A 16,675-nucleotide genomic window follows, 5' to 3' on the forward strand; every position below is an offset into this window, starting at 1 on the left:
CCTGGAGGCGCGGAATTTCATAACGTACAGGCACGCCGAAAGGAGGTGGTCCGAACGATGGTTGATCATAGTTGGGCTAGCGAGGTGGCTGTCCGCTGAGGGCACCCCTACGACCACCGGAAACCGCTGGGACCAGCGCGGGATCGGTTGTCTAGAATCCGGGCAAATCCTGCCGATTCTTCACTGATTCCCGACCTTCTGTTTCCATTCTGGTTCCACTAGGATGGCTCCGCGACGAACTTCCCAAGGGCCCCGGCTGTGACGCCGGGGCCCTTCGTCGTTCCTGGCGAAGTTTCCAGCGGCTAGCCGAAACCGCCATAACCAACCAGCCGCTTGCTCTCGCGCGCCTTGACTCTCGCTGGTTAGGCTCGTAGAGCTTCGTTACACGAAAGGCCCCGTGCTCCCCCTGGAAGGGAGCGCGGGGCCGACGTGTTACTGGAGTTGACTACTGGTCGAAGTCGCCGGCCTTCACCTTGCCGATGAAAGCGCTCCACTCATCGGGGCCGAAAGCCAGCGTCGGGCCGCCTCGGTCCTTGGTGTCTCGGACTGCCCAGCCACCGCCGGAGAGGGGTGCCCCTTCGACGCAGTTGTCGCCTTGAGCGGAGAGGGTGCTCTTCCGCCACGCGAGAGGCGTTGTGGTGCTTCGTTCCACGGTCCTCGCCTACCTCTTCTGTAGATCCCTGATCCTGGACTGCACCCGCTGGGCCGACTCCTCTGCAGAGAGTGCCTGCGCCTGCACGGTGCCGAAAATCACGGTATACCGATGGACGTCTGGTGGCTTCTCCCTGTAGATATCGTCCGTCGGGGTCTCCGTGTAGACCAGCGATGAGGCGCCATCACTCTCGAAATCTAGGATCACGAACCCGCCTGCCAACGCCTCGTGGGCGCCCGCAGTGAAGGGCAGCACCTGGATGGTGACGTTGGGCCGTTCGCCCATCTTGATCAGGTGTTCCAGTTGGGCTTGCATGACGTCAGGCCCACCGATGAGGCGGTGCAAGGCGGCCTCGTCGATCACCGTCATCAGTTGCGGAGGATCGTCTCGCTCCAGGATTTCCTGCCTGGCGAGCCGCGCCTCAACGTGACGCTCGATGGCAGCCTCGTTGAGATCAGATCCAGCGCCGAAGATGGCCCGCATGTAGTCCGGCCCCTGGAGCAGGCCAGGGATGTTGTGATCGAAGGTGCGCAGCACCCTGGCTCCAGCCTCGAATGCGGGTAGCCGGCCGCGGAACACGTCCTTGCAGTCGGCCCACCATCCGCGCTGGCGGGCCTGCTTCGCGAGGTCGATGAGTGCTTCGCGCTCGGCCTCGTCGCGGACGTCGTAGGCGTCGAGCAGATCGCGGATGTCTCTGGGGTTGGGGAGCTTCCAGTCGTTGCGCTCGATGCGTGTCAGTTTCGACGGCGTCCAGTCGAGTCGTTTGGTGACCTCGGCGGCGGTGAGTCCGCGCTGCTTGCGGAGCTCCAGTAGCGCCATCGAGAGTTGCCGCCGTTTGACGGTAGGGCTGTGGTCTGCCATAAGCCATCCCTGCTCTCAATGGCCGACAAAATACGCATACCATGACAATCTAAAACTTCTGATTTCAGTATTGCGTTTCTGAGGCGATCGTACAACCATGAGGTTAGACCCCGTCACCGGGAGTGAGGCAAGTATGACGCCAGCAACTGCACGTGCCGCCGCACTACGCGGCGGCAACCTACTCCTGCCCCTGAGGCCACCGGTCGCTGGGCAGCACGTAGGTGCCCCGGCCAGGGATCGGGCGCACGTACCCCTCATCCGCGAGACGGCCGGTCACCTTCAAGGCAGTACCTCGCGAAACCCCGAACTCCTGCACCAGGTGCACGACGCTGGGGATCGGATACCGCTCTTTGTAGATTCCGCCCCGGATGCGCCTTTTGAGCTCGCCGTACATCTGCTCATGGCGAGTCTCGTCGTTGGCGAACGGGAAGTGGATCATGAGGAAACGGTAGAGGGTCACTACCTTGCATGCCCTGTCAGGAAAGACCACGACAGGCCGTGGACGTTCATGGCAGGCCATGAACTGATGTGTGACATAGCACAATCAAACCTGGAGACCGGCGGCCCCCATGCGTGCCCTACCGCACGACACCCCGTGGGGGTCGCCACCCACATCTCAAGGACAGTCACCCCATGACCGTTGCCATCGAACCGGCGGAGGTCACCGCCCGAGACCTACTCGCCCAGAAGTTTCCCGGCTGGACAATCTGGCGGAGCAACACCGGCCGCTGGTACGCCACCCGTCACGCCTGGCCCACCGAAGCCGAAGGGCGCGCTGGATGCGCTCGCACGATCAACGCCGCCACACCCGCTGACTTGTCTCAACTCCTCGTCGATCAAGAGGAGTGCGCGGAACGAGCCGAAGCGCGATCGTCGTGACGCCTGAAGACCTTGACCGGCTGCACGCCGAGGCGCTGAAACGCGGAGCCGACCCGAAGAAGCTGGAGAAGCAGCGGCAAGAGGCGCTCGCTGAGTGCGGCAGCGTGGAAGCGATGGCGCGCTGGGCCGACTTCGACGACCGCCTCGACTACTACTGGCGGAGTCTGCGCCCGTTGCACATGCGCTCCTAATCTTCCGTCTCGGCGCGAATACCTCAGCGGAAAGGCCTCCGCCGGGAAGCCGAGACGGAATAGGCGGTCTCGGATCGGAGGGCCCGAGGCCGCCGTGGCCCCGCCCGATTCACCTTCGGGCGGAGGCCACCACATCTCCCAGCGGGATGGCGCGGTGCTCTACCGCTGGGCCGTCCGGTCCCTGCCTGTCCGGGTGGGCGGGGGCCGGACACCCTTCAACGACCACGACGACCGAGGAGAAGCGCGGTGAGCGAGAACAGCACAGGGCCGGCCGAGGATCCGTTCGCCGCCCGGGACAGACTGAAAGCGTTCGTCGCCGACCGCGGTCTCATCACCGACCGTCTGATCGAGCAGTTTCAGGCCGAGTACGCGCCCGCCGAGAAGACGTCGGCGGAGTCCGCGCGTGTGCAGCCTGGCGACGTCGTCATGTCCGAGCACACCGGCCGCGTGTGGTGGGTGCACGGACACCCGGACATCGAACTGTCAGTGACCGACATCCGGGGTCGTTGCCTGGCCATACCCGAGGCGATCAACGTACATGGGCCTTTGAGCATCCTGTGTCGCATGACCGACCACACGCCTGGCGCTCCCCCCGCTCATCGGTAGCTCTCAGACTCCCGGCCGGGAGGGGCTTACCCACTGCGACCCGGCCGGTCTCGCGAGGCCCCGTCGTCCACCCTCACCGGGCGGCGGGGCCTTCGACTTCCCAGGGTTGGGGCTCCAGCTTGTCGTGACCGTTACCGGCCAGAGGGCAACGCCAAGGCGTACGGTGCCGTCTCATCTAGGTAACCAGTCAACCAGCAGGCAACAAAAGGTAGGAACGCAAAACTGGCGGCTTCTGCCCTGTTTCCTGTCGTACACCGAGGCTATCTTGACAACGAGAGACCAAATCGAACGCCACATCGGGGGTCTTGGAGGAGGTCATCATGGCAGTGCTACACAGCGAGGACGTAGAAGACGGGTTCGTGCTCATCGATCTGACGCACGAGGAGTACTTACAGGCACGTCAGCGTGCGCTCGACGAGATCGGGCTCACGTATGAGCAGCTCGCCGAGCAAGCCCGCACGCGGAGGTTTTCCTCCCCTGACGCCCGTAGCCTCTGGCTCAGGATCAAGCCAGCTTGACCCGAAAAAAGCCTTTCACCTAGCCCGAGAGTTCGCCGCAGATATTCAGCACGTTCTCAACGGCACGGTCTGCAACAATGCCAGCTTCAATGCCCAACGCAACGTGACCGATCCTCGTCTCATCGCCGTAGGCAACAGGCTGACCGCAAGATCCATCCGGGGAGAGATGGTCCCCATAGGTGCCCGCGGCAAGCCCAGAGGTTGGATCAAAGCCGAGTACATGTGCCGCATCGACGAGGCCGGCAAGTACCTCACGGTGGACAACGCCTTCGTTGGCATCTATGCGGCAAACGAAGATCGTTCCCCTCTGTGCCACTTCGACTACGAGCGGGACAAAACCTCGGGGTACCCGGAATCTCACGTCCAGGTTCATGGCGAGTCTGAAGCGCTGGCGGTCTGGGGCGACGAGTTCACCGACCGAGGCCTGCACCGTCTCCACTTTCCTGCCGGCCATCGACGCTTCCGCTGGATCCTTGAGGACGTTGTGGAGTTCCTGGTCAGTGAAGGGCTGGCGACACCTCATAGCGCGGACTGGATGGACGTGCTCAAGCCAGGTCGTAAGAAGTTCATGCAGACGCAGTTGAGGGCGGCGATCCGCAACGACATGGAGACGGCCTTGTTGTATCTCAGTGAGCAGAACTACTCGATCTACCCGCCAGAGACGCCAGGCAAGTAGCAAAAGCAACAGGCGCCCCACTCCGTGATGGAGTGGGGCGCCTTCGTGTGTCTACACGGAGAGGGTTGCCTGCCAAATTCTGCAACCCGGTTGCAAGATCTGGCGGGGGCGTGTAGACAGAGGAAGTGAAGGACGAGCCGGAGGTGAGCGACGAGATGCTTGCCCGCCGACTCCGCGAAGCGGCAGCCAAAGTCAAAGCAGGCGAGCAGGCACGAGCCGAACGAGCCAAGCTCATCGACGAGGCCGGCCGACGCGACTGGACACGGGAAGCTATCGCGGAACTGGCAGGCATCACCCACCAAGCGGTAACAAAGCGGCTAGCTAAGAGCCGCCAGCAGGACCCAACTGAATAACCCCCAACGCGCCCCAGGCCGGTGCTACCAACACCGACCCGGGACGACTTGATCCACCAGACCCCACTGCTAAGGGCAAGTCTGAGAGGACCCAATGCGCCACGATAGTGCTGCGGTGCTGGTCAGCGGTAGCCCCGCTGATCTTTTGCCCGCATTTCCCCCAATCCCGTCATGGGCTGACTTGGTCAGCCTCCCGCCGATCCGTAGCCGCACCCGCCACCAGGTGCCCGCCGGATGGCCTGACGGGGAACAGCCCTCCGGTTGGCCCGGCTCCACCCCTGGCGTCTCCTGCCGCGACCTCTGCGACCGGCAGCAGGCACGGAAGGGCGTCCGGGGATGACCATGCCCGAATGGCCCGCATTGCCGCCGATCCCGTCATGGGTGCCTGACGTCGTGGCTGCCATCGCGATCGGCTTCGGCGTCATCGCTTCGATCGCCTTGCCTGTGCTGCTCTACTTCCTGGGCAGGACGCTCTTCCGTAAGGCGAAGGTCAGCACGGCTAAGACGACGGGCGCGGACCTGCTGACCTGGCTCGCCGCGAGCATCGCCACCATCGTCTCTGCCCAGGGCATGTGGCAGTTCCTCGACCGCATCATCGGCGATGTCCACTGGTCGCTGCGTGGCTTGATGTTCGCGTTCATCGAGGTCGCGGTCGTCATCTCTGCCGTACGCGCCCGTAAGAACATGCGGGAGAACTTCTCCGCAGGCATCGACGGCGTCGCCGTGTGGGCTCTCACGGGCCTGTCGGCGGTCCTGTCCGCCATGGAGGCCGCCTCCCTGCCTGAGGCCGTGTTCCGTCTCGCTGCGCCTCTCGTAGCCGCTTGGTTGTGGGAGCGCGGGATGGCGATCGAACGCCACCGTGCGACCGGCCGCAAGCGCATCCACTGGCGGTTCACCCTGGAGCGGGTCCTCGTCTACATCGGCTTGGCCGAGGCGCAGGACCGTACCGCGGAGGAGGTCGACGCTCAGCGGCGCCTCACAAAGGTCTCCCTCGCCGCGAAGAAAGCCCGGAGGCTCCGCGACGCCGGGGCCTCCGACCGCAAGCAGCGCGCCGCCCTCGCCAAGCTAGACACCGCATTCGAGCGGGCAGCGGAGCACGCTGGCCTTGCCCGCGACCCCGAGGTGCAAAAGCGCGTGCGCGCCGAGACCGCGTCCCTGTACAGCGCCGCCGGCCTCCTCGACATCACCCCGGCCTCTGAGTGGATGACCGCCGCTGTTGAGGCTCCAAGCGACTTCGCCCGGCTGGCAGACCGGACCGAGCAGCTCCGCGCCGACCTGGTCAACCAGGACGAGCTGCGGGCGATGGAAGCGAACATCCTCATGGTCGTCTCCAGCCTGACTGGGCAGCGCTTGACGCCCGTCCAGGACGCGTCCAAAGCGGCGTCCACTTCCGCGACCACATCGACCATCGCGATCCCCACACCGCAGCGCCGCATCCTGATCTCTCCTGGAGACCCGCGACCGGTCGGCACGCTGGCACCGTTCGTGACGTGGACGCGTCCAGAAGCGCGTCCACTCAGAGGGGATCTCCTCCTGCCTCCGCTGGACGCGATCTTGGACGCGAACCTGGACGCCGACAGCGACGCTGGAGACGACAGGACGCGTCCACCTGGCGACCAGTTCGGCGACCAGAAAGAGCCCACCGAGCAGGACAAAGGCCGTATCGCCAGGTACTGGGCAAAGCGCGTGGAGAAAGGCGAGGTCCTCTCCAAGTGGGCTCTCGCGGACAAGACCAAATTCAAGCCGACCTGGTGCGGCGACCGCATCACCGAAGGCAAGCAGATCCTCGCCGCTAAGGGCTGGACGTTCGACGACCGCGGGCGCCCCGTAGGCCCCGCCGAAGTGGACGCGGAACTGGTCGCGTCCACCCCTTCCGTGAACGGCTCTTCGCCGTCCACTTCCAACTGATCTTTCTCGCCTCTGGAGACCTTCATGTCTCGTTCCCTCTATGCCGTCATGGCCCTGCTCGACGTCCACCTCACCCTCAACACCTGATCGGAGACCCACGATGCTGCTCCTTCTCGCTCTCCTTGCCGGCGCCGTCGGCATCATGATCTGGACCCGGACCACCAAGTGGTATGAGCTGCTGATCATCGGTGGTCTCGGGATGATGGTCGGCGCCGTCATGGCTGGCGCCCGGACGTTCGATGCCCTGAGCCTCCAGTCGCTGTGGTCGGCGGTGTTCGGATGATGCTCCGCGACTTCCTCACCCGCTGGTGGGACTGGCGCCCCACCTGGAAAGCCGTGCTTTTCTACACCGCTGTGACGCTCGCCATCACAGCAGTCAGTGGTCGCCCCGCATGGTCGGTCGGCGCGATCGTGATTGTGGTCGCTGCGGCTATGTCCGCGGCGCTCGCCTACGTGGAGCTCTACAACTCCATGACCGCCCCCGAAGATGTCGACGAGGACACCGAAGAGAGCGCGGAGGCGCCAGCGGGAGGAGCGTTCGCCGTCGCCCCTACCCCGGACCCGGCGCGGCACATTGACCTCCGCAAGGAGCAGCCGTGACGCCGGTCGAGGTGCTCGCCGTCGTCGCTGTAGGCGGCGTAGCCACAGCTGTAGCGAAACGCTCCCGCCCCGGCAAGACGAAGCCGCAGAGGAATGGGGCGCCGCGGTCGTGGCTGGTGACCATGTACAACAACACCGGCGCCGCCCCCGTGAAAAGCGGCGACGTGAAAGGCGCCACCGCTGAACTCGCCGGACGAGCCGCCGCCGCGGTGATTCGTGGCAAACCCGAACGCGGGCGGGCCAGTACAGAACTCAGCATCGCAGCGAGCCGCGGCCTCGACCGGCTCGCTGATCGGGCTGCTTCTCGCTGGGAAAAGCGAGTGGCGGCCCGCCCGCCGGAGACGATCGTGGACCGGTGGAAGAACCGTCGAGCCTCCGCCGAACCGCGACCAGGCCGAACGATACGGTTCCGCCGGCCCGACCTGTCTGGGGTCGCTGACCGGCTCAAGCCCAAACCAGAACCTCCGCCGACGCCCCCGGCTGGCGGGGACACGACTCCCCCCGCCGCTTCCCGCCCTGCCCCCTCACCTGTTCCTCCTCAACCCGCACCGGGAGCCCCGATGACCACCTCGCCCCCTGAAGCCGCTGCTCCGGCGGATGCTGCGCCGATCGCTCCCCCGGGTGATTGGGCTGCGCTGATCGCCCGCGTCTCCGAGTTCACCCCGGAAAGCGACGTCGAACTCATCGACTGGATGAAGGGCGAAACCGCCGGAGTGCTGAGCTACGCCGAAAGCGTGGACACCGTGCGGGAGACGTGCGTGACGGTCCTCGGCCTGGACCCCTCAGCCGTGGCAGGCATCTCCGCCTTCAGCGAGCAAGCCGCCGACACCGCCGCCCGGATGAGCGAAGCAATGAACACCTTCATGACCGTCTACTCCGAGGTCCAGCAACTCGTCGCCTCCGGTGTGGTGCTTCCGTTCGATGGCCGGTGGATGACCGGCGGCGGAGCCGACTCCTAACCCCCTGCTCAACCCGAAAGGACTGCCTCATGGTCACCGACACCGATTACGACACCGCTGCTCCGGCCGTACCGCGCGGGCGGCTGCTGGGACGCGCGATCGGCTGGGTGCAGGCTGACCATCTCCGCCGCGGCCCCCACCTCCTCGCCCCCGCCGCCGTCGGCCTGGCTGCTGCCGCTCACGCTGCGGACCTGCCCGCCGCCTACGGCATCCCCCTCACAGTCCTCGCGAGCATCGGCATGTACACCCGGTCGATGAACCGCCCAGTTGATCCTGGTGAGCCTGTGCGCGCTGCTGCTGCGACCGTCGCCGCCGGGTCGTGGATGACCGCCGCCGCCGAATGGGGTGTGATTGCGGGTCCGTATGGGCTGATGGGGTGGCTCGGAGCCGCCGTCTACGGCCTCACCTACTGGGCTTACCGGCAGGACCCCAAGATTCTTGAGGCGCTCGCGCAGGAGCAGGCCCGCGCCGACTGGCATCACAAAGCTGGCCTGTACGGGCTAGGCGGATCGCACCTGCTGGAATGGCGCGAGACCCGGCTGGGTGAGCAGATGGTCATCAACACCCGCGGCACCGGCAGGCTGGCGTCCGAACTCGTCGGAGGCAGGCTCGAAGAGCTGATCGCCGAAGAGGAGATGCTGCCGAAAACGCGAGTGAAGACCCGGGTTGGTTCCATCGCGGGGCGCCTCAGCATCAGCATCCGCTACAAGAACCCGTGGGCCGAGGCTCTGCCTCACCCGCTGCTGGACCCGACGCCGGAGATTCCGCTGCCTGATGTTGCTGACGGCCGCGAGCCGCGGATCATCGGCATGGACCCGGAGACCGGTAAGGCGCTGCAGGTACCGATGTGGGACGAAGACGGCGCCATGCGGGTCCTCATCGTTGCGATGTCGGGCGGCGGTAAGACCGTCGTCATGTCGGACATGTTGGAGCGTGACACCGCCGCCGACAACGTGTTCCCGATCGGTATCAGTGTCGGCAAGGGCAAGGAGATGCGGCGGTGGCGCCCCTCGCTGGGCCTGTCGGCGGTCGGAGCCGGGGAGCGGATCAAGGCGTTGCGGATCCTGGAACTCGCGAATCTGATCATTGATTGGCGGGCAGCTCAACCCTCCGACGAAGTCACCGTGATCCCGCGCCGTACCCAGCCTCTCGTCACGGTGTATGTCGATGAGGTGGACACGTTGCTCGGCGAGTCCGACCAGATCGGCATGGCGACCCGCAAGGCGTTCGGTGATCTGATGATGAGGAGCCGCAGCGAAGGCGTGGGTGTGGTCGTCGCCGGAGGCCGCGGCACCGTAGAGTTCCTCGGCAACGGCAAGATCAAAAAGATGTTCAACCAGTTCGTGCTCCTCAAAACCGCTGGTGAAAGCGAGATCCGGCACGTACTCGGCGACATCGGACTCGCCATGCCCAACATGATGACCTACGGCGAAGGCCACGCCGGCGTCGCACTGGTCAGCGACCTGGCCGGGCATTGGCAGGCCGGACGCGCCTGGAAGCTCAAGGAACTGCCCGACATCGACCGGCTGGTCCGCGGACGTGAAGCCTGCCCGTTGGAGCCCGGCCTGGTGGCTTACCTCGGCGACAAGCTGACCGCCCTCACCGGCACCACCTCTCCCTCGTACACGTTGCAGCGCCCTGTCTCTCCTCCCCCCTCCGTGGAGACCTCCATGCCTGTGGACCAAGCCCCATCCGATCGTGCTGCTGAGCAGCGCGCCGCAGCCCGAGCAACCCTCAACGCCCTACCGGCCATCACCCTCGGCACCCTCACCGCCGGGGAGATGCGCGCCGCGGCGATCGAGCGCCGCCGCCAGGCAGCCGAGCAGACACAGATGAGCCCCGAAGTCCGGCGGACGCTGCTGCGGCTTCTCGCGCAACCGGACGGGACAACAGTCCGCCAGGCCGAGGCAGCGCTGGAGACCGAGCTCGGCCAGGAACGCGGGGTATCGAAGAGCGGCGCGTGGCGGTGCTTGGACGCGCTCCGCTTCGAAGGCGTTGCGGAGTTGCGCGGGAAGGGGCGCGGCGCCAAATGGCATCTCGCCCCGGCGCCTGTCGAGGACGCCCTGAGGGTGGTCGACGACTCCGAGGGTGAGCACGAACGCGCCATCGAACTCATCGAAGAGGCAGCCACCGACGCTCTGGAGGAGGACCCCGATGGACACGAAGAGTGACATTAATTGTCCCAGGCAGGCCCTTCCGGGAATTGTCCCCAGCCCCTCCCCCGCCCCTCGTATAGGGGACTTCCCTGGGACAAAAGACAATCCGCTGCCCGTCGTCGACTCCATCACCGATCGTGACCACAGCGGGGGCTCGCATGGGTGACTGGACTGCCCGCGCTGAGGTCCTCGCCGACACCTCAGAGCTCGGCTACGAAGCGGCGGCGATCGTCGGCCGCTGCCGAGCAACGGGCCTCGACTCAAGATCCTTCCGAGCGGTGATCTCCGCGACCCTCGTTCTCGGCGCGCACCCCATGGCTGCCGGCGGAGACCCATGGGGCAAGGATCGCGACCTCGTCTGCGCAATCCTCGACCTCCTCGACGAAGTCGCCGCCAAGTGGGACGCCCACACCAAGCTCTGTACCGCGGCAGCGAACCAGCGAGCCCTGGCCCGCACCCGGGCGGTCAACGCTGACGCTGACGACGTCAAAGCACACTGGCGCGCGATCGCCGTGGACTGCACGACAGCGCTCGACATCCTCGGCGAGCTACGGCCGCGCTTGCAGCACGCCGCCCGTCGCCTCAGCTCAGCCCCTTACCAGCTCGGCTCCACCTACGCCGCGGTGTACGCCCTGATCGCTCAGGGCCGTGTCATGCCGCACGACGGCCGGTGGATAACCGGAGAGGAGACCACACCATGACTGGCATCTGGCCGCCCCGCCAGTACGACGACCCGCTTCCCGCCGCCACGTGGCAGACCCTCGGCCGATGCAACGAGGTCGGCGGCGACGAAACCTGGTTCCCGCCGAAGGGCGTATCCTCACGGCCCGCGAAACTCGTGTGCCGCCGCTGCGAGGTCCGAGCCGAGTGTTTGGAGTACGCGCTGGAGCATGGGGAGCGGTTCGGCGTGTGGGGTGGACTATCCGAGCGGGAACGGCGGCGGCTTATAGCACTCCGGGATCGATATGAGGCTGCGGCGTGAGCGGAAGTTAGGGTTCCACGTTGCCGAGCGAAGTTGACGGGTCGAGTCAACCGAACCCCACTCTGGTCAGTTTGCGGCGTCGGCCGTTCATGTTGACGCCGGGCCATCTCCACCTTGGGCCGTGTCGGAAAACGATCGTCTGCCAACACATGTGATCCAAACGCGAACCCGCAAGACACGGGTGTCGACAACTCGTGTCGAGAATCAACGTCGATTAACGGTAAGAAATGGAGTTTCCGGCATGCTCTTCGGTTACGCGCGAGTCTCGACCGCCGACCAGAACCCCGATCATCAGATCGACGCGCTCACCCGAGCCGGAGTCGCCATCGAGAACATCCACCTCGACAAGATCAGCGGATCGAAGTCCTCCCGCCCGCAGCTCGACATGATGCTGCGAATGCTCCGCGCCGGCGACACGTTGAAGGTGACTCGCCTCGATCGGCTATCGCGGTCGGTCCTTCACTTGGTGACCCTCGGCGCCGAGCTCCGAGAGCGCGAAGTCGGCCTGCACGTCATCGAGCAAGGCATCGACACCGCGACCGCCGAAGGACGGGCCATGTTCGGCATGCTCTCAGTCCTGGCCGAGTTGCAGCGAGAGCTCATCATCGCCAACACCCGCGACGGCCTGGCCGCAGCACGAGCTCGCGGCCGAGTCGGCGGGCGTCGCCCCCGCCTCACCCCGGAGCAGGCTGCGCTCGCGCAGGAGCTGTACGACAAGCGGGAGAAAACCGTCCAGCAGATCGCTGACCTGTTCGGAGTGCCGAGGTCCACGACGTACGGCCACCTGAAGCGAACGGATGTCGAGCAGCGAACCCCTTCATAACGAGACAGCGCCGAATACGGACGCGCCCCTCGAAATTTATTATTTAATGTCCTGTAGGTGTGCACCAAAACTCTTCAGACAAAGGAATCCCCCCGTCTTGACCGTCGATCAACCTTTACCCGCCACCAAGGCTTGCAGAAAATGCAAAACTACTTGGCCGCTAGAAATGTTCGCGCCTCGCAAGACAAACTTGCGCGATGGGCGCGAAGTGCACTGCCGCGTCTGCCAACGCATCGTGACTCGGATACGACGACTTGGGCTCAGACCCGAAGTCGCCGCGACACCCCTCGCGGAAGACGGTCGATGCGAAGTGTGTGGAGCCCAGCCTCCCAATTGGGGGCTGCAACTCGACCACGACCACACAACGGGCGACTTCCGCGGATGGTTGTGCGGGGGATGCAACGCAGCCATTGGCCATGCAGGAGACAACCCGATCCGCCTTAGAGCCCTCGCCGACTACCTGGACAAAAAGGCGCGATGACTCGCGTGAGGATTATGTAGGGGCCGCAGCGATCTTGAGGCTGAGCGCATCTCGAACCTCATTCGGTCCTTACCGTCCTGCAAATTGCATGACTCTCGCTGTTAACTCACATCACAGGAGACGTGCCCGCCGGTCGCCCCTGCCCTTCGGGGTGGGGGCGTTGCCGTGTCTGCCTCACCGGCTACGGTTCCTGGCCACCCGCTGGGCCGAGAACCGCGCGTCACGAATCGCCCGAGCAGCTTCGGCCTGCGGCTCGACCATGCGGCTACGGGCCGCGGCCAGGATCCGCTCTTTCTGCCCGGCAGGGATCCCCTCCATCTCGACGTCGACAGCGTCAAGCACGGCGGTAACGAGACGTTCGACGATGTCTTCCGTGAGTCCCATCAGATCAGCATGGCAGGCGAAGGCGTTGCCCTGTCTGCCTGCGGACGATCAGCGGGCGGGGTGAGCATGGCGGCATGGATCCTGAGCTGAGCGCCGCCATCCGCGCCCTGGCCCGCTTCGACGCCGATGCTGCCCGTGCTCGGCTCCACCTCGCAGCGGGCGGGGCTGAGGAGGACGCGGCGGAGATCATGCGGGGTGCCCTTACCCCTCCCCAGGCGGGGAGCGGAATGATCTTTCGAAAACCCTCTCGGTCGACTAGCTAAAAAGTATGATCATGGCTAATATTATTAGTCATGATCATACAGGGATGGCTGAACCCCGAAACGGCGGCCCATCAGTTCATCGCCGCCTTCCCCGGCTTCAGAGAAGCCGTTGAAGCTGCAGCGACCCGCACCGCTGAGCAACTCGACGGCTCCGTCGCTACGAAGAAGCGCCAGAGACAGGCATTCGCGGACTTCTTCCGCTTCTACCTCGTCGACGAGCTCACCTTCCGCGGCATCCTTGCCTGCGACGGCGACGAGAAAGACACCGTGGAGATCAGGGCCGGCAACCGCAACGGACTCTCCCTGAAGTACCACTCTGTCCGCATTCGCTGCCTGCGCTCCAAGGACGGCAGGGCCCCTGGCGCCTCCTCACGCAAACGCGCCCGCGAGTACACCCAGCCCCTCTTCCCCGTCGAGTTAAAGAACTTGACCCTCCTGCTCTTATGGGAGATCACCGCTAAGGGTGTGGAGATGGAACTCGTCTACCCCAAGGCATCCGGCGAGAAGAGCAAGCACACCACCGTGCACTGGACTGCACTCATTCCTCACCCCGCCGAGTCCCTTGACATGGTCAGCGTCGATGCTGGCGTAGTGGACATCGCAGCAGCTCAAGACCTAGACGAATACGCCCTGCCCAAGCAGGACGTCAAAGAAGAAGGCGGCGAATCGTCGTGATCTACGGCGCACGAGTTCGGCAAGCACGCGAACTACGTGGCCTGACGCAAACCGGAACCGCACAGGGCGCTGGGCTCACTCAAGGCCGGATCGCTCAGATCGAACTCACCTCATCGGTGGACATCGGCGACGAGCACCTTGAACGCCTGGCACAGACACTCAAGGTGCCAGTCGCCTTCCTGCAGCGGCCTCCGGTCGACGATCTGGCCGAAGGATCTATGCAGTTCCGGGCCCGCAAATCGCTACCCGCGGGCGTGCTGCGGCGGGTACGGCGCGAGGCCGAGATCACCCGCGAGATCGCCCGTCACATGCTGAGCCAGCTTCAGGCGCCGTCGCTACGGGTGCCGGACCTACGTGGCATGGACGACATCGAGGAGGCTGCACAACTCACCCGCTCAGCCCTGGGGCTACCTCCCCATGGACCCGTGCCCCGCGTGCTGCACGCCCTGGAGCGCGCCGGGGTCATCGTGATCGCCTTGGAAACGTGGGTCGACGGCAAGCTGGATGCGTTCAGCACATGGGACGGCGCAGAACTGGACCTTCCGCTGGTTTCGATTGGCGAAGGGTCATCTTGGGATCGGATCCGTTTCACCTCCAGCCATGAGCTGGGGCATTTGGTCATGCATCGAGCTCCGGGCGGTGATCTGAACGCGCTAGAGAAGGAAGCCGACCAGTTCGCCGGCGAGTTCCTGTTCCCTCGCGAGGACGCCAAGGAGGAGTTCTCCAAGACGGTGACTTTGAGCCGTCTTGCCCCGCTGAAACTGAAATGGGGAATGTCGATTGCATCGTTGATCTTCCGCGCGTTTGAGGTGGGCGCGATTGACCAGAAGCAGAAGACCAGCCTGCAGGTGCAGCTGGGGGCCCGCGGTTGGCGGAAACAGGAGCCGGGAGCCGACGCCCGAGAGCCAGAGCGGCCCAGAGCCTTGCGGAAGATGATGGAACTGCTGTATGGGGATCCGGTTGATACCCGACGGCTAGGTGAGGATTTCCCCTTATACGTCACTGAACTGAACCGGATGGTCGATCGTTACGCGGACACACCATCGCGGCAGATACAAAAACTGACTTCAGCCCCTTTGGCAGATACTTCGCCGCCCGGCGTTCTGGTGCAATTCAGAGCACGCGCCTGATCTCGAACGCAGCCAAGCCCTCGCCCGGATCCGGGCGAGGGCTTTCTGCTGCCCATACCTTCCCGGTATGGGTTGTGATCCGTGGGGCTCCTGAGGCGTCTCACGGTCGTGTCCCGGCTCCGGCGAGGGGAGCCGGGACCCGCCGTCACGTCAGCGCGGTTGCGAGTTCTCGCACCCCTGAGACACGCGGGTGCATAGTAGTGAGATCGGTGGCGATCTGCCGAATCTTGGGCCGGTCCCGTACCTCGCTCGGCGCCTCCTTGTGAGCCGCGAGCAGCGCATACGCGGTTTCTTCTGGTTTCCCCCACTGCCACCAGGCTCGCGCCATGTCGGTGTGGTACCGGCCGCGCCGCTCCGGCGTCTTATACATGTCCGGCCGCAGTTCCTGCCCCGCGCGCACTGCTGCCCCTGCGTCTCCCAGGGCGTAGTTGAGGTTCACCCCGTACATCTTCACGAACAACTCGGCATCCGTCTTGCCGGTCAGCGCGGTCAGGCGTTCCGCGGCGCGCTCGGCGTCCGCGAGCCGCGTGAACGCCTGCTGTCGGTCGCCTGCCTGGCTTGCGGTGTAGGCGGAGGTGCACATCAGCCGCAGGTAGGTGCCCAGGTGAGGTGCTTTGCGTAGCCCCATGACCGCCAGGGTGTCGGCGGCCCGTTCTACTACCTTCGTGGCTGCGTCGTGGCGTCCGCTGGTCCTCAACATCATCCCCATCGCGCGAGCAGAAGCACCCTGAGCCACCGCATCCTCAGACCGCTGCGCGTACAACACCCCCCGGTCGGCGGTGCGGAGCGCCGTGTCCTTGCGACCCACCTTGTTCAACGCGTCGGTGGCCAGGTTGTAGCAGGACGCCAACGTCGCCCACCCTGCCGGGGTGTCCACCCGCTTAGCGGTGTCGAGAGCAGCCGACAGCAGCGCCGGGAACGCGCCAAGGAGAGGCGCTAGCGCACTGACATCGAACTGGCCTCGCGCGACCTGTAGCCGCTGCTGGATCTCGGCGAGGGCCGCAGGCCGGCCGGACTCGACGGGCACCGCGAGTGCGTCTTCGAGCCTCAGCAACAGGTGTAGCGGGACTGACAGTCCTGCCGCAGTGATCAATGTTCGGCGTCGCATGGGATCTTCCCTTTCGTCGTCACTCAATGGCGTCGGAGAGGCCGCGCAGCACCGTTGCGCATGAATCTGCAACCCGAGCTGATCCGGGCGGGCCCCGTAGGCGCGAGCGAGCATCACCGTGTACTCCGGTCCCGGCCGGTCCTGCCCGTGCTCGTACCGGCACAGCATCGCCTCCGACAGAGCGGTTGGCCGCAGCCCGTCGGCGAGGTAGAGGTCGCCGACCTTGGTGACGGTCTGGGCTCGGGACCAGCCCAATGCCAGCCGCCACGCCTCCAGCGGCAGCACCTCCGGGCAGGCGCTGCGAATGGCGGTGACGATCTGCTCCGCCGGCCATCCGTCGCGCTGCCCGCGCATACGCAGAGCGGTCGCTTCACGTTGGATCTGTGCACGCCTTGACCTGGTGATCTGCCCCATGAGGCCGCCTCCGCGGATCGCGAACCCGACAGATGAACCGTAACTGAATCGCCACT

22 protein-coding genes are annotated in these 16,675 nt (G+C 65.2%); 17 read left to right on the top strand and 5 right to left on the bottom strand.

Annotated features, from left to right (window positions below):
- Positions 1-445: 445 nt before the first annotated feature.
- The 3 genes from ACFFRH_RS37335 to ACFFRH_RS37345 all read right to left on the bottom strand — a co-directional run bounded on the left by ACFFRH_RS37335 (position 446) and on the right by ACFFRH_RS37345 (position 1,973).
- On the bottom strand, positions 446-652 hold the full coding sequence (locus tag ACFFRH_RS37335; RefSeq protein ID WP_344747765.1) for a DUF397 domain-containing protein: 207 nt from the start codon (positions 650-652) through the stop codon (positions 446-448).
- 9 nt (positions 653-661) lie between these two features.
- Complete coding sequence (locus tag ACFFRH_RS37340) at positions 662-1,513, bottom strand: helix-turn-helix domain-containing protein (RefSeq protein ID WP_344747766.1); 852 nt, start codon at positions 1,511-1,513, stop codon at positions 662-664.
- A gap of 178 nt (positions 1,514-1,691) precedes the next feature.
- Positions 1,692-1,973: a winged helix-turn-helix domain-containing protein gene (locus ACFFRH_RS37345; protein ID WP_386162273.1), complete on the bottom strand. Its 282-nt coding sequence runs from the start codon at positions 1,971-1,973 to the stop codon at positions 1,692-1,694.
- Positions 1,974-2,146: 173 nt separating this feature from the next.
- Between ACFFRH_RS37345 and ACFFRH_RS37350 the strand changes: the two genes are divergently transcribed.
- From ACFFRH_RS37350 to ACFFRH_RS37420, 15 genes are all read left to right on the top strand, one after another.
- The gene (locus ACFFRH_RS37350; RefSeq protein ID WP_386162275.1) at positions 2,147-2,392 is read left to right on the top strand and encodes a hypothetical protein; all 246 of its coding nucleotides are present in this window, start codon (positions 2,147-2,149) and stop codon (positions 2,390-2,392) included.
- On the top strand, positions 2,389-2,583 hold the full coding sequence (locus ACFFRH_RS37355) for a hypothetical protein (RefSeq protein WP_386162277.1): 195 nt from the start codon (positions 2,389-2,391) through the stop codon (positions 2,581-2,583). Before ACFFRH_RS37350 ends, ACFFRH_RS37355 begins: the two co-directional genes overlap by 4 nt.
- Before the next feature lie 246 nt (positions 2,584-2,829).
- Entirely contained in the window at positions 2,830-3,189 is a 360-nt protein-coding gene (locus ACFFRH_RS37360; RefSeq protein WP_386162278.1) for a hypothetical protein, read from the top strand.
- A 320-nt stretch (positions 3,190-3,509) separates the two neighbouring features.
- A complete protein-coding gene (locus tag ACFFRH_RS37365; RefSeq protein ID WP_386162280.1) occupies positions 3,510-3,707 on the top strand; it encodes a hypothetical protein in 198 nt (65 codons plus the stop codon).
- Positions 3,708-3,927: 220 nt separating this feature from the next.
- Positions 3,928-4,383 carry a hypothetical protein gene (locus tag ACFFRH_RS37370; RefSeq protein WP_386162282.1) on the top strand — a complete coding sequence of 152 codons (456 nt, stop codon included), beginning with the start codon at positions 3,928-3,930 and terminating at the stop codon, positions 4,381-4,383.
- 143 nt (positions 4,384-4,526) lie between these two features.
- Entirely contained in the window at positions 4,527-4,736 is a 210-nt protein-coding gene (locus tag ACFFRH_RS37375; protein ID WP_344747124.1) for a hypothetical protein, read from the top strand.
- Positions 4,737-5,072: 336 nt separating this feature from the next.
- The gene (locus tag ACFFRH_RS37380; RefSeq protein WP_344747122.1) at positions 5,073-6,644 is read left to right on the top strand and encodes a hypothetical protein; all 1,572 of its coding nucleotides are present in this window, start codon (positions 5,073-5,075) and stop codon (positions 6,642-6,644) included.
- Positions 6,645-6,744: 100 nt separating this feature from the next.
- Positions 6,745-6,927, top strand: a complete 183-nt coding sequence (locus tag ACFFRH_RS37385; protein WP_344747121.1) for a hypothetical protein — start codon at positions 6,745-6,747, stop codon at positions 6,925-6,927.
- Complete coding sequence (locus ACFFRH_RS37390) at positions 6,924-7,244, top strand: hypothetical protein (protein ID WP_344747119.1); 321 nt, start codon at positions 6,924-6,926, stop codon at positions 7,242-7,244. The genes ACFFRH_RS37385 and ACFFRH_RS37390 overlap by 4 nt, the downstream gene beginning before the upstream one ends.
- A 560-nt stretch (positions 7,245-7,804) precedes the next feature.
- A complete protein-coding gene (locus ACFFRH_RS37395; RefSeq protein ID WP_344747118.1) occupies positions 7,805-8,203 on the top strand; it encodes a hypothetical protein in 399 nt (132 codons plus the stop codon).
- A 29-nt stretch (positions 8,204-8,232) separates the two neighbouring features.
- Positions 8,233-10,374, top strand: coding sequence for a hypothetical protein (locus tag ACFFRH_RS37400; protein ID WP_344747127.1), 2,142 nt, complete (start codon positions 8,233-8,235; stop codon positions 10,372-10,374).
- A 143-nt stretch (positions 10,375-10,517) separates the two neighbouring features.
- A complete protein-coding gene (locus ACFFRH_RS37405; RefSeq protein ID WP_344747128.1) occupies positions 10,518-11,060 on the top strand; it encodes a hypothetical protein in 543 nt (180 codons plus the stop codon).
- Complete coding sequence (locus tag ACFFRH_RS37410; RefSeq protein WP_344747129.1) at positions 11,057-11,341, top strand: WhiB family transcriptional regulator; 285 nt, start codon at positions 11,057-11,059, stop codon at positions 11,339-11,341. The genes ACFFRH_RS37405 and ACFFRH_RS37410 overlap by 4 nt, the downstream gene beginning before the upstream one ends.
- 241 nt (positions 11,342-11,582) lie before the next feature.
- Positions 11,583-12,164 (top strand): recombinase family protein, encoded by a 582-nt coding sequence (locus tag ACFFRH_RS37415; RefSeq protein ID WP_344747130.1) that lies wholly within the window; start codon positions 11,583-11,585, stop codon positions 12,162-12,164.
- A 166-nt stretch (positions 12,165-12,330) separates the two neighbouring features.
- Positions 12,331-12,645 (top strand): endonuclease domain-containing protein, encoded by a 315-nt coding sequence (locus ACFFRH_RS37420; protein ID WP_386162366.1) that lies wholly within the window; start codon positions 12,331-12,333, stop codon positions 12,643-12,645.
- Positions 12,646-12,819: 174 nt separating this feature from the next.
- Here the strand turns inward: ACFFRH_RS37420 and ACFFRH_RS37425 are convergent, their stop codons facing one another.
- The gene (locus ACFFRH_RS37425) at positions 12,820-13,029 is read right to left on the bottom strand and encodes a hypothetical protein (protein ID WP_344747131.1); all 210 of its coding nucleotides are present in this window, start codon (positions 13,027-13,029) and stop codon (positions 12,820-12,822) included.
- Between the two features lie 293 nt (positions 13,030-13,322).
- Here ACFFRH_RS37425 and ACFFRH_RS37430 point away from each other — a divergent pair, with 293 nt between their 5' ends.
- Positions 13,323-13,967, top strand: coding sequence for a hypothetical protein (locus ACFFRH_RS37430; protein ID WP_344747111.1), 645 nt, complete (start codon positions 13,323-13,325; stop codon positions 13,965-13,967).
- Positions 13,964-15,097 carry a helix-turn-helix domain-containing protein gene (locus ACFFRH_RS37435; RefSeq protein ID WP_386162287.1) on the top strand — a complete coding sequence of 378 codons (1,134 nt, stop codon included), beginning with the start codon at positions 13,964-13,966 and terminating at the stop codon, positions 15,095-15,097. Before ACFFRH_RS37430 ends, ACFFRH_RS37435 begins: the two co-directional genes overlap by 4 nt.
- Before the next feature lie 145 nt (positions 15,098-15,242).
- On the opposite strand, the gene ACFFRH_RS37440 is transcribed toward ACFFRH_RS37435, so the two are convergent.
- The gene (locus tag ACFFRH_RS37440) at positions 15,243-16,619 is read right to left on the bottom strand and encodes a helix-turn-helix domain-containing protein (RefSeq protein ID WP_386162289.1); all 1,377 of its coding nucleotides are present in this window, start codon (positions 16,617-16,619) and stop codon (positions 15,243-15,245) included.
- Positions 16,620-16,675: the final 56 nt, after the last annotated feature.

Source organism: Streptosporangium vulgare (genome assembly GCF_042428775.1).
Taxonomy (GTDB): Bacteria; Actinomycetota; Actinomycetes; order Streptosporangiales; family Streptosporangiaceae; genus Streptosporangium; species Streptosporangium vulgare.

What these genes read in the sequence shown, in the direction of transcription:
- ACFFRH_RS37370 (WP_386162282.1), top strand. Translation starts at nt 3,928, where the DNA reads ATGTGCCGCATCGACGAGGCCGGCAAGTACCTCACGGTGGACAACGCC.
- ACFFRH_RS37440 (WP_386162289.1), bottom strand. Translation starts at nt 16,619, where the DNA reads ATGGGGCAGATCACCAGGTCAAGGCGTGCACAGATCCAACGTGAAGCG.
- ACFFRH_RS37385 (WP_344747121.1), top strand. Translation starts at nt 6,745, where the DNA reads ATGCTGCTCCTTCTCGCTCTCCTTGCCGGCGCCGTCGGCATCATGATC.
- ACFFRH_RS37405 (WP_344747128.1), top strand. Translation starts at nt 10,518, where the DNA reads ATGGGTGACTGGACTGCCCGCGCTGAGGTCCTCGCCGACACCTCAGAG.
- ACFFRH_RS37380 (WP_344747122.1), top strand. Translation starts at nt 5,073, where the DNA reads ATGACCATGCCCGAATGGCCCGCATTGCCGCCGATCCCGTCATGGGTG.
- ACFFRH_RS37350 (WP_386162275.1), top strand. Translation starts at nt 2,147, where the DNA reads ATGACCGTTGCCATCGAACCGGCGGAGGTCACCGCCCGAGACCTACTC.
- ACFFRH_RS37390 (WP_344747119.1), top strand. Translation starts at nt 6,924, where the DNA reads ATGATGCTCCGCGACTTCCTCACCCGCTGGTGGGACTGGCGCCCCACC.
- ACFFRH_RS37400 (WP_344747127.1), top strand. Translation starts at nt 8,233, where the DNA reads ATGGTCACCGACACCGATTACGACACCGCTGCTCCGGCCGTACCGCGC.
- ACFFRH_RS37410 (WP_344747129.1), top strand. Translation starts at nt 11,057, where the DNA reads ATGACTGGCATCTGGCCGCCCCGCCAGTACGACGACCCGCTTCCCGCC.
- ACFFRH_RS37430 (WP_344747111.1), top strand. Translation starts at nt 13,323, where the DNA reads ATGATCATACAGGGATGGCTGAACCCCGAAACGGCGGCCCATCAGTTC.
- ACFFRH_RS37395 (WP_344747118.1), top strand. Translation starts at nt 7,805, where the DNA reads ATGACCACCTCGCCCCCTGAAGCCGCTGCTCCGGCGGATGCTGCGCCG.
- ACFFRH_RS37420 (WP_386162366.1), top strand. Translation starts at nt 12,331, where the DNA reads ATGTTCGCGCCTCGCAAGACAAACTTGCGCGATGGGCGCGAAGTGCAC.
- ACFFRH_RS37425 (WP_344747131.1), bottom strand. Translation starts at nt 13,029, where the DNA reads ATGGGACTCACGGAAGACATCGTCGAACGTCTCGTTACCGCCGTGCTT.
- ACFFRH_RS37365 (WP_386162280.1), top strand. Translation starts at nt 3,510, where the DNA reads ATGGCAGTGCTACACAGCGAGGACGTAGAAGACGGGTTCGTGCTCATC.
- ACFFRH_RS37340 (WP_344747766.1), bottom strand. Translation starts at nt 1,513, where the DNA reads ATGGCAGACCACAGCCCTACCGTCAAACGGCGGCAACTCTCGATGGCG.
- ACFFRH_RS37415 (WP_344747130.1), top strand. Translation starts at nt 11,583, where the DNA reads ATGCTCTTCGGTTACGCGCGAGTCTCGACCGCCGACCAGAACCCCGAT.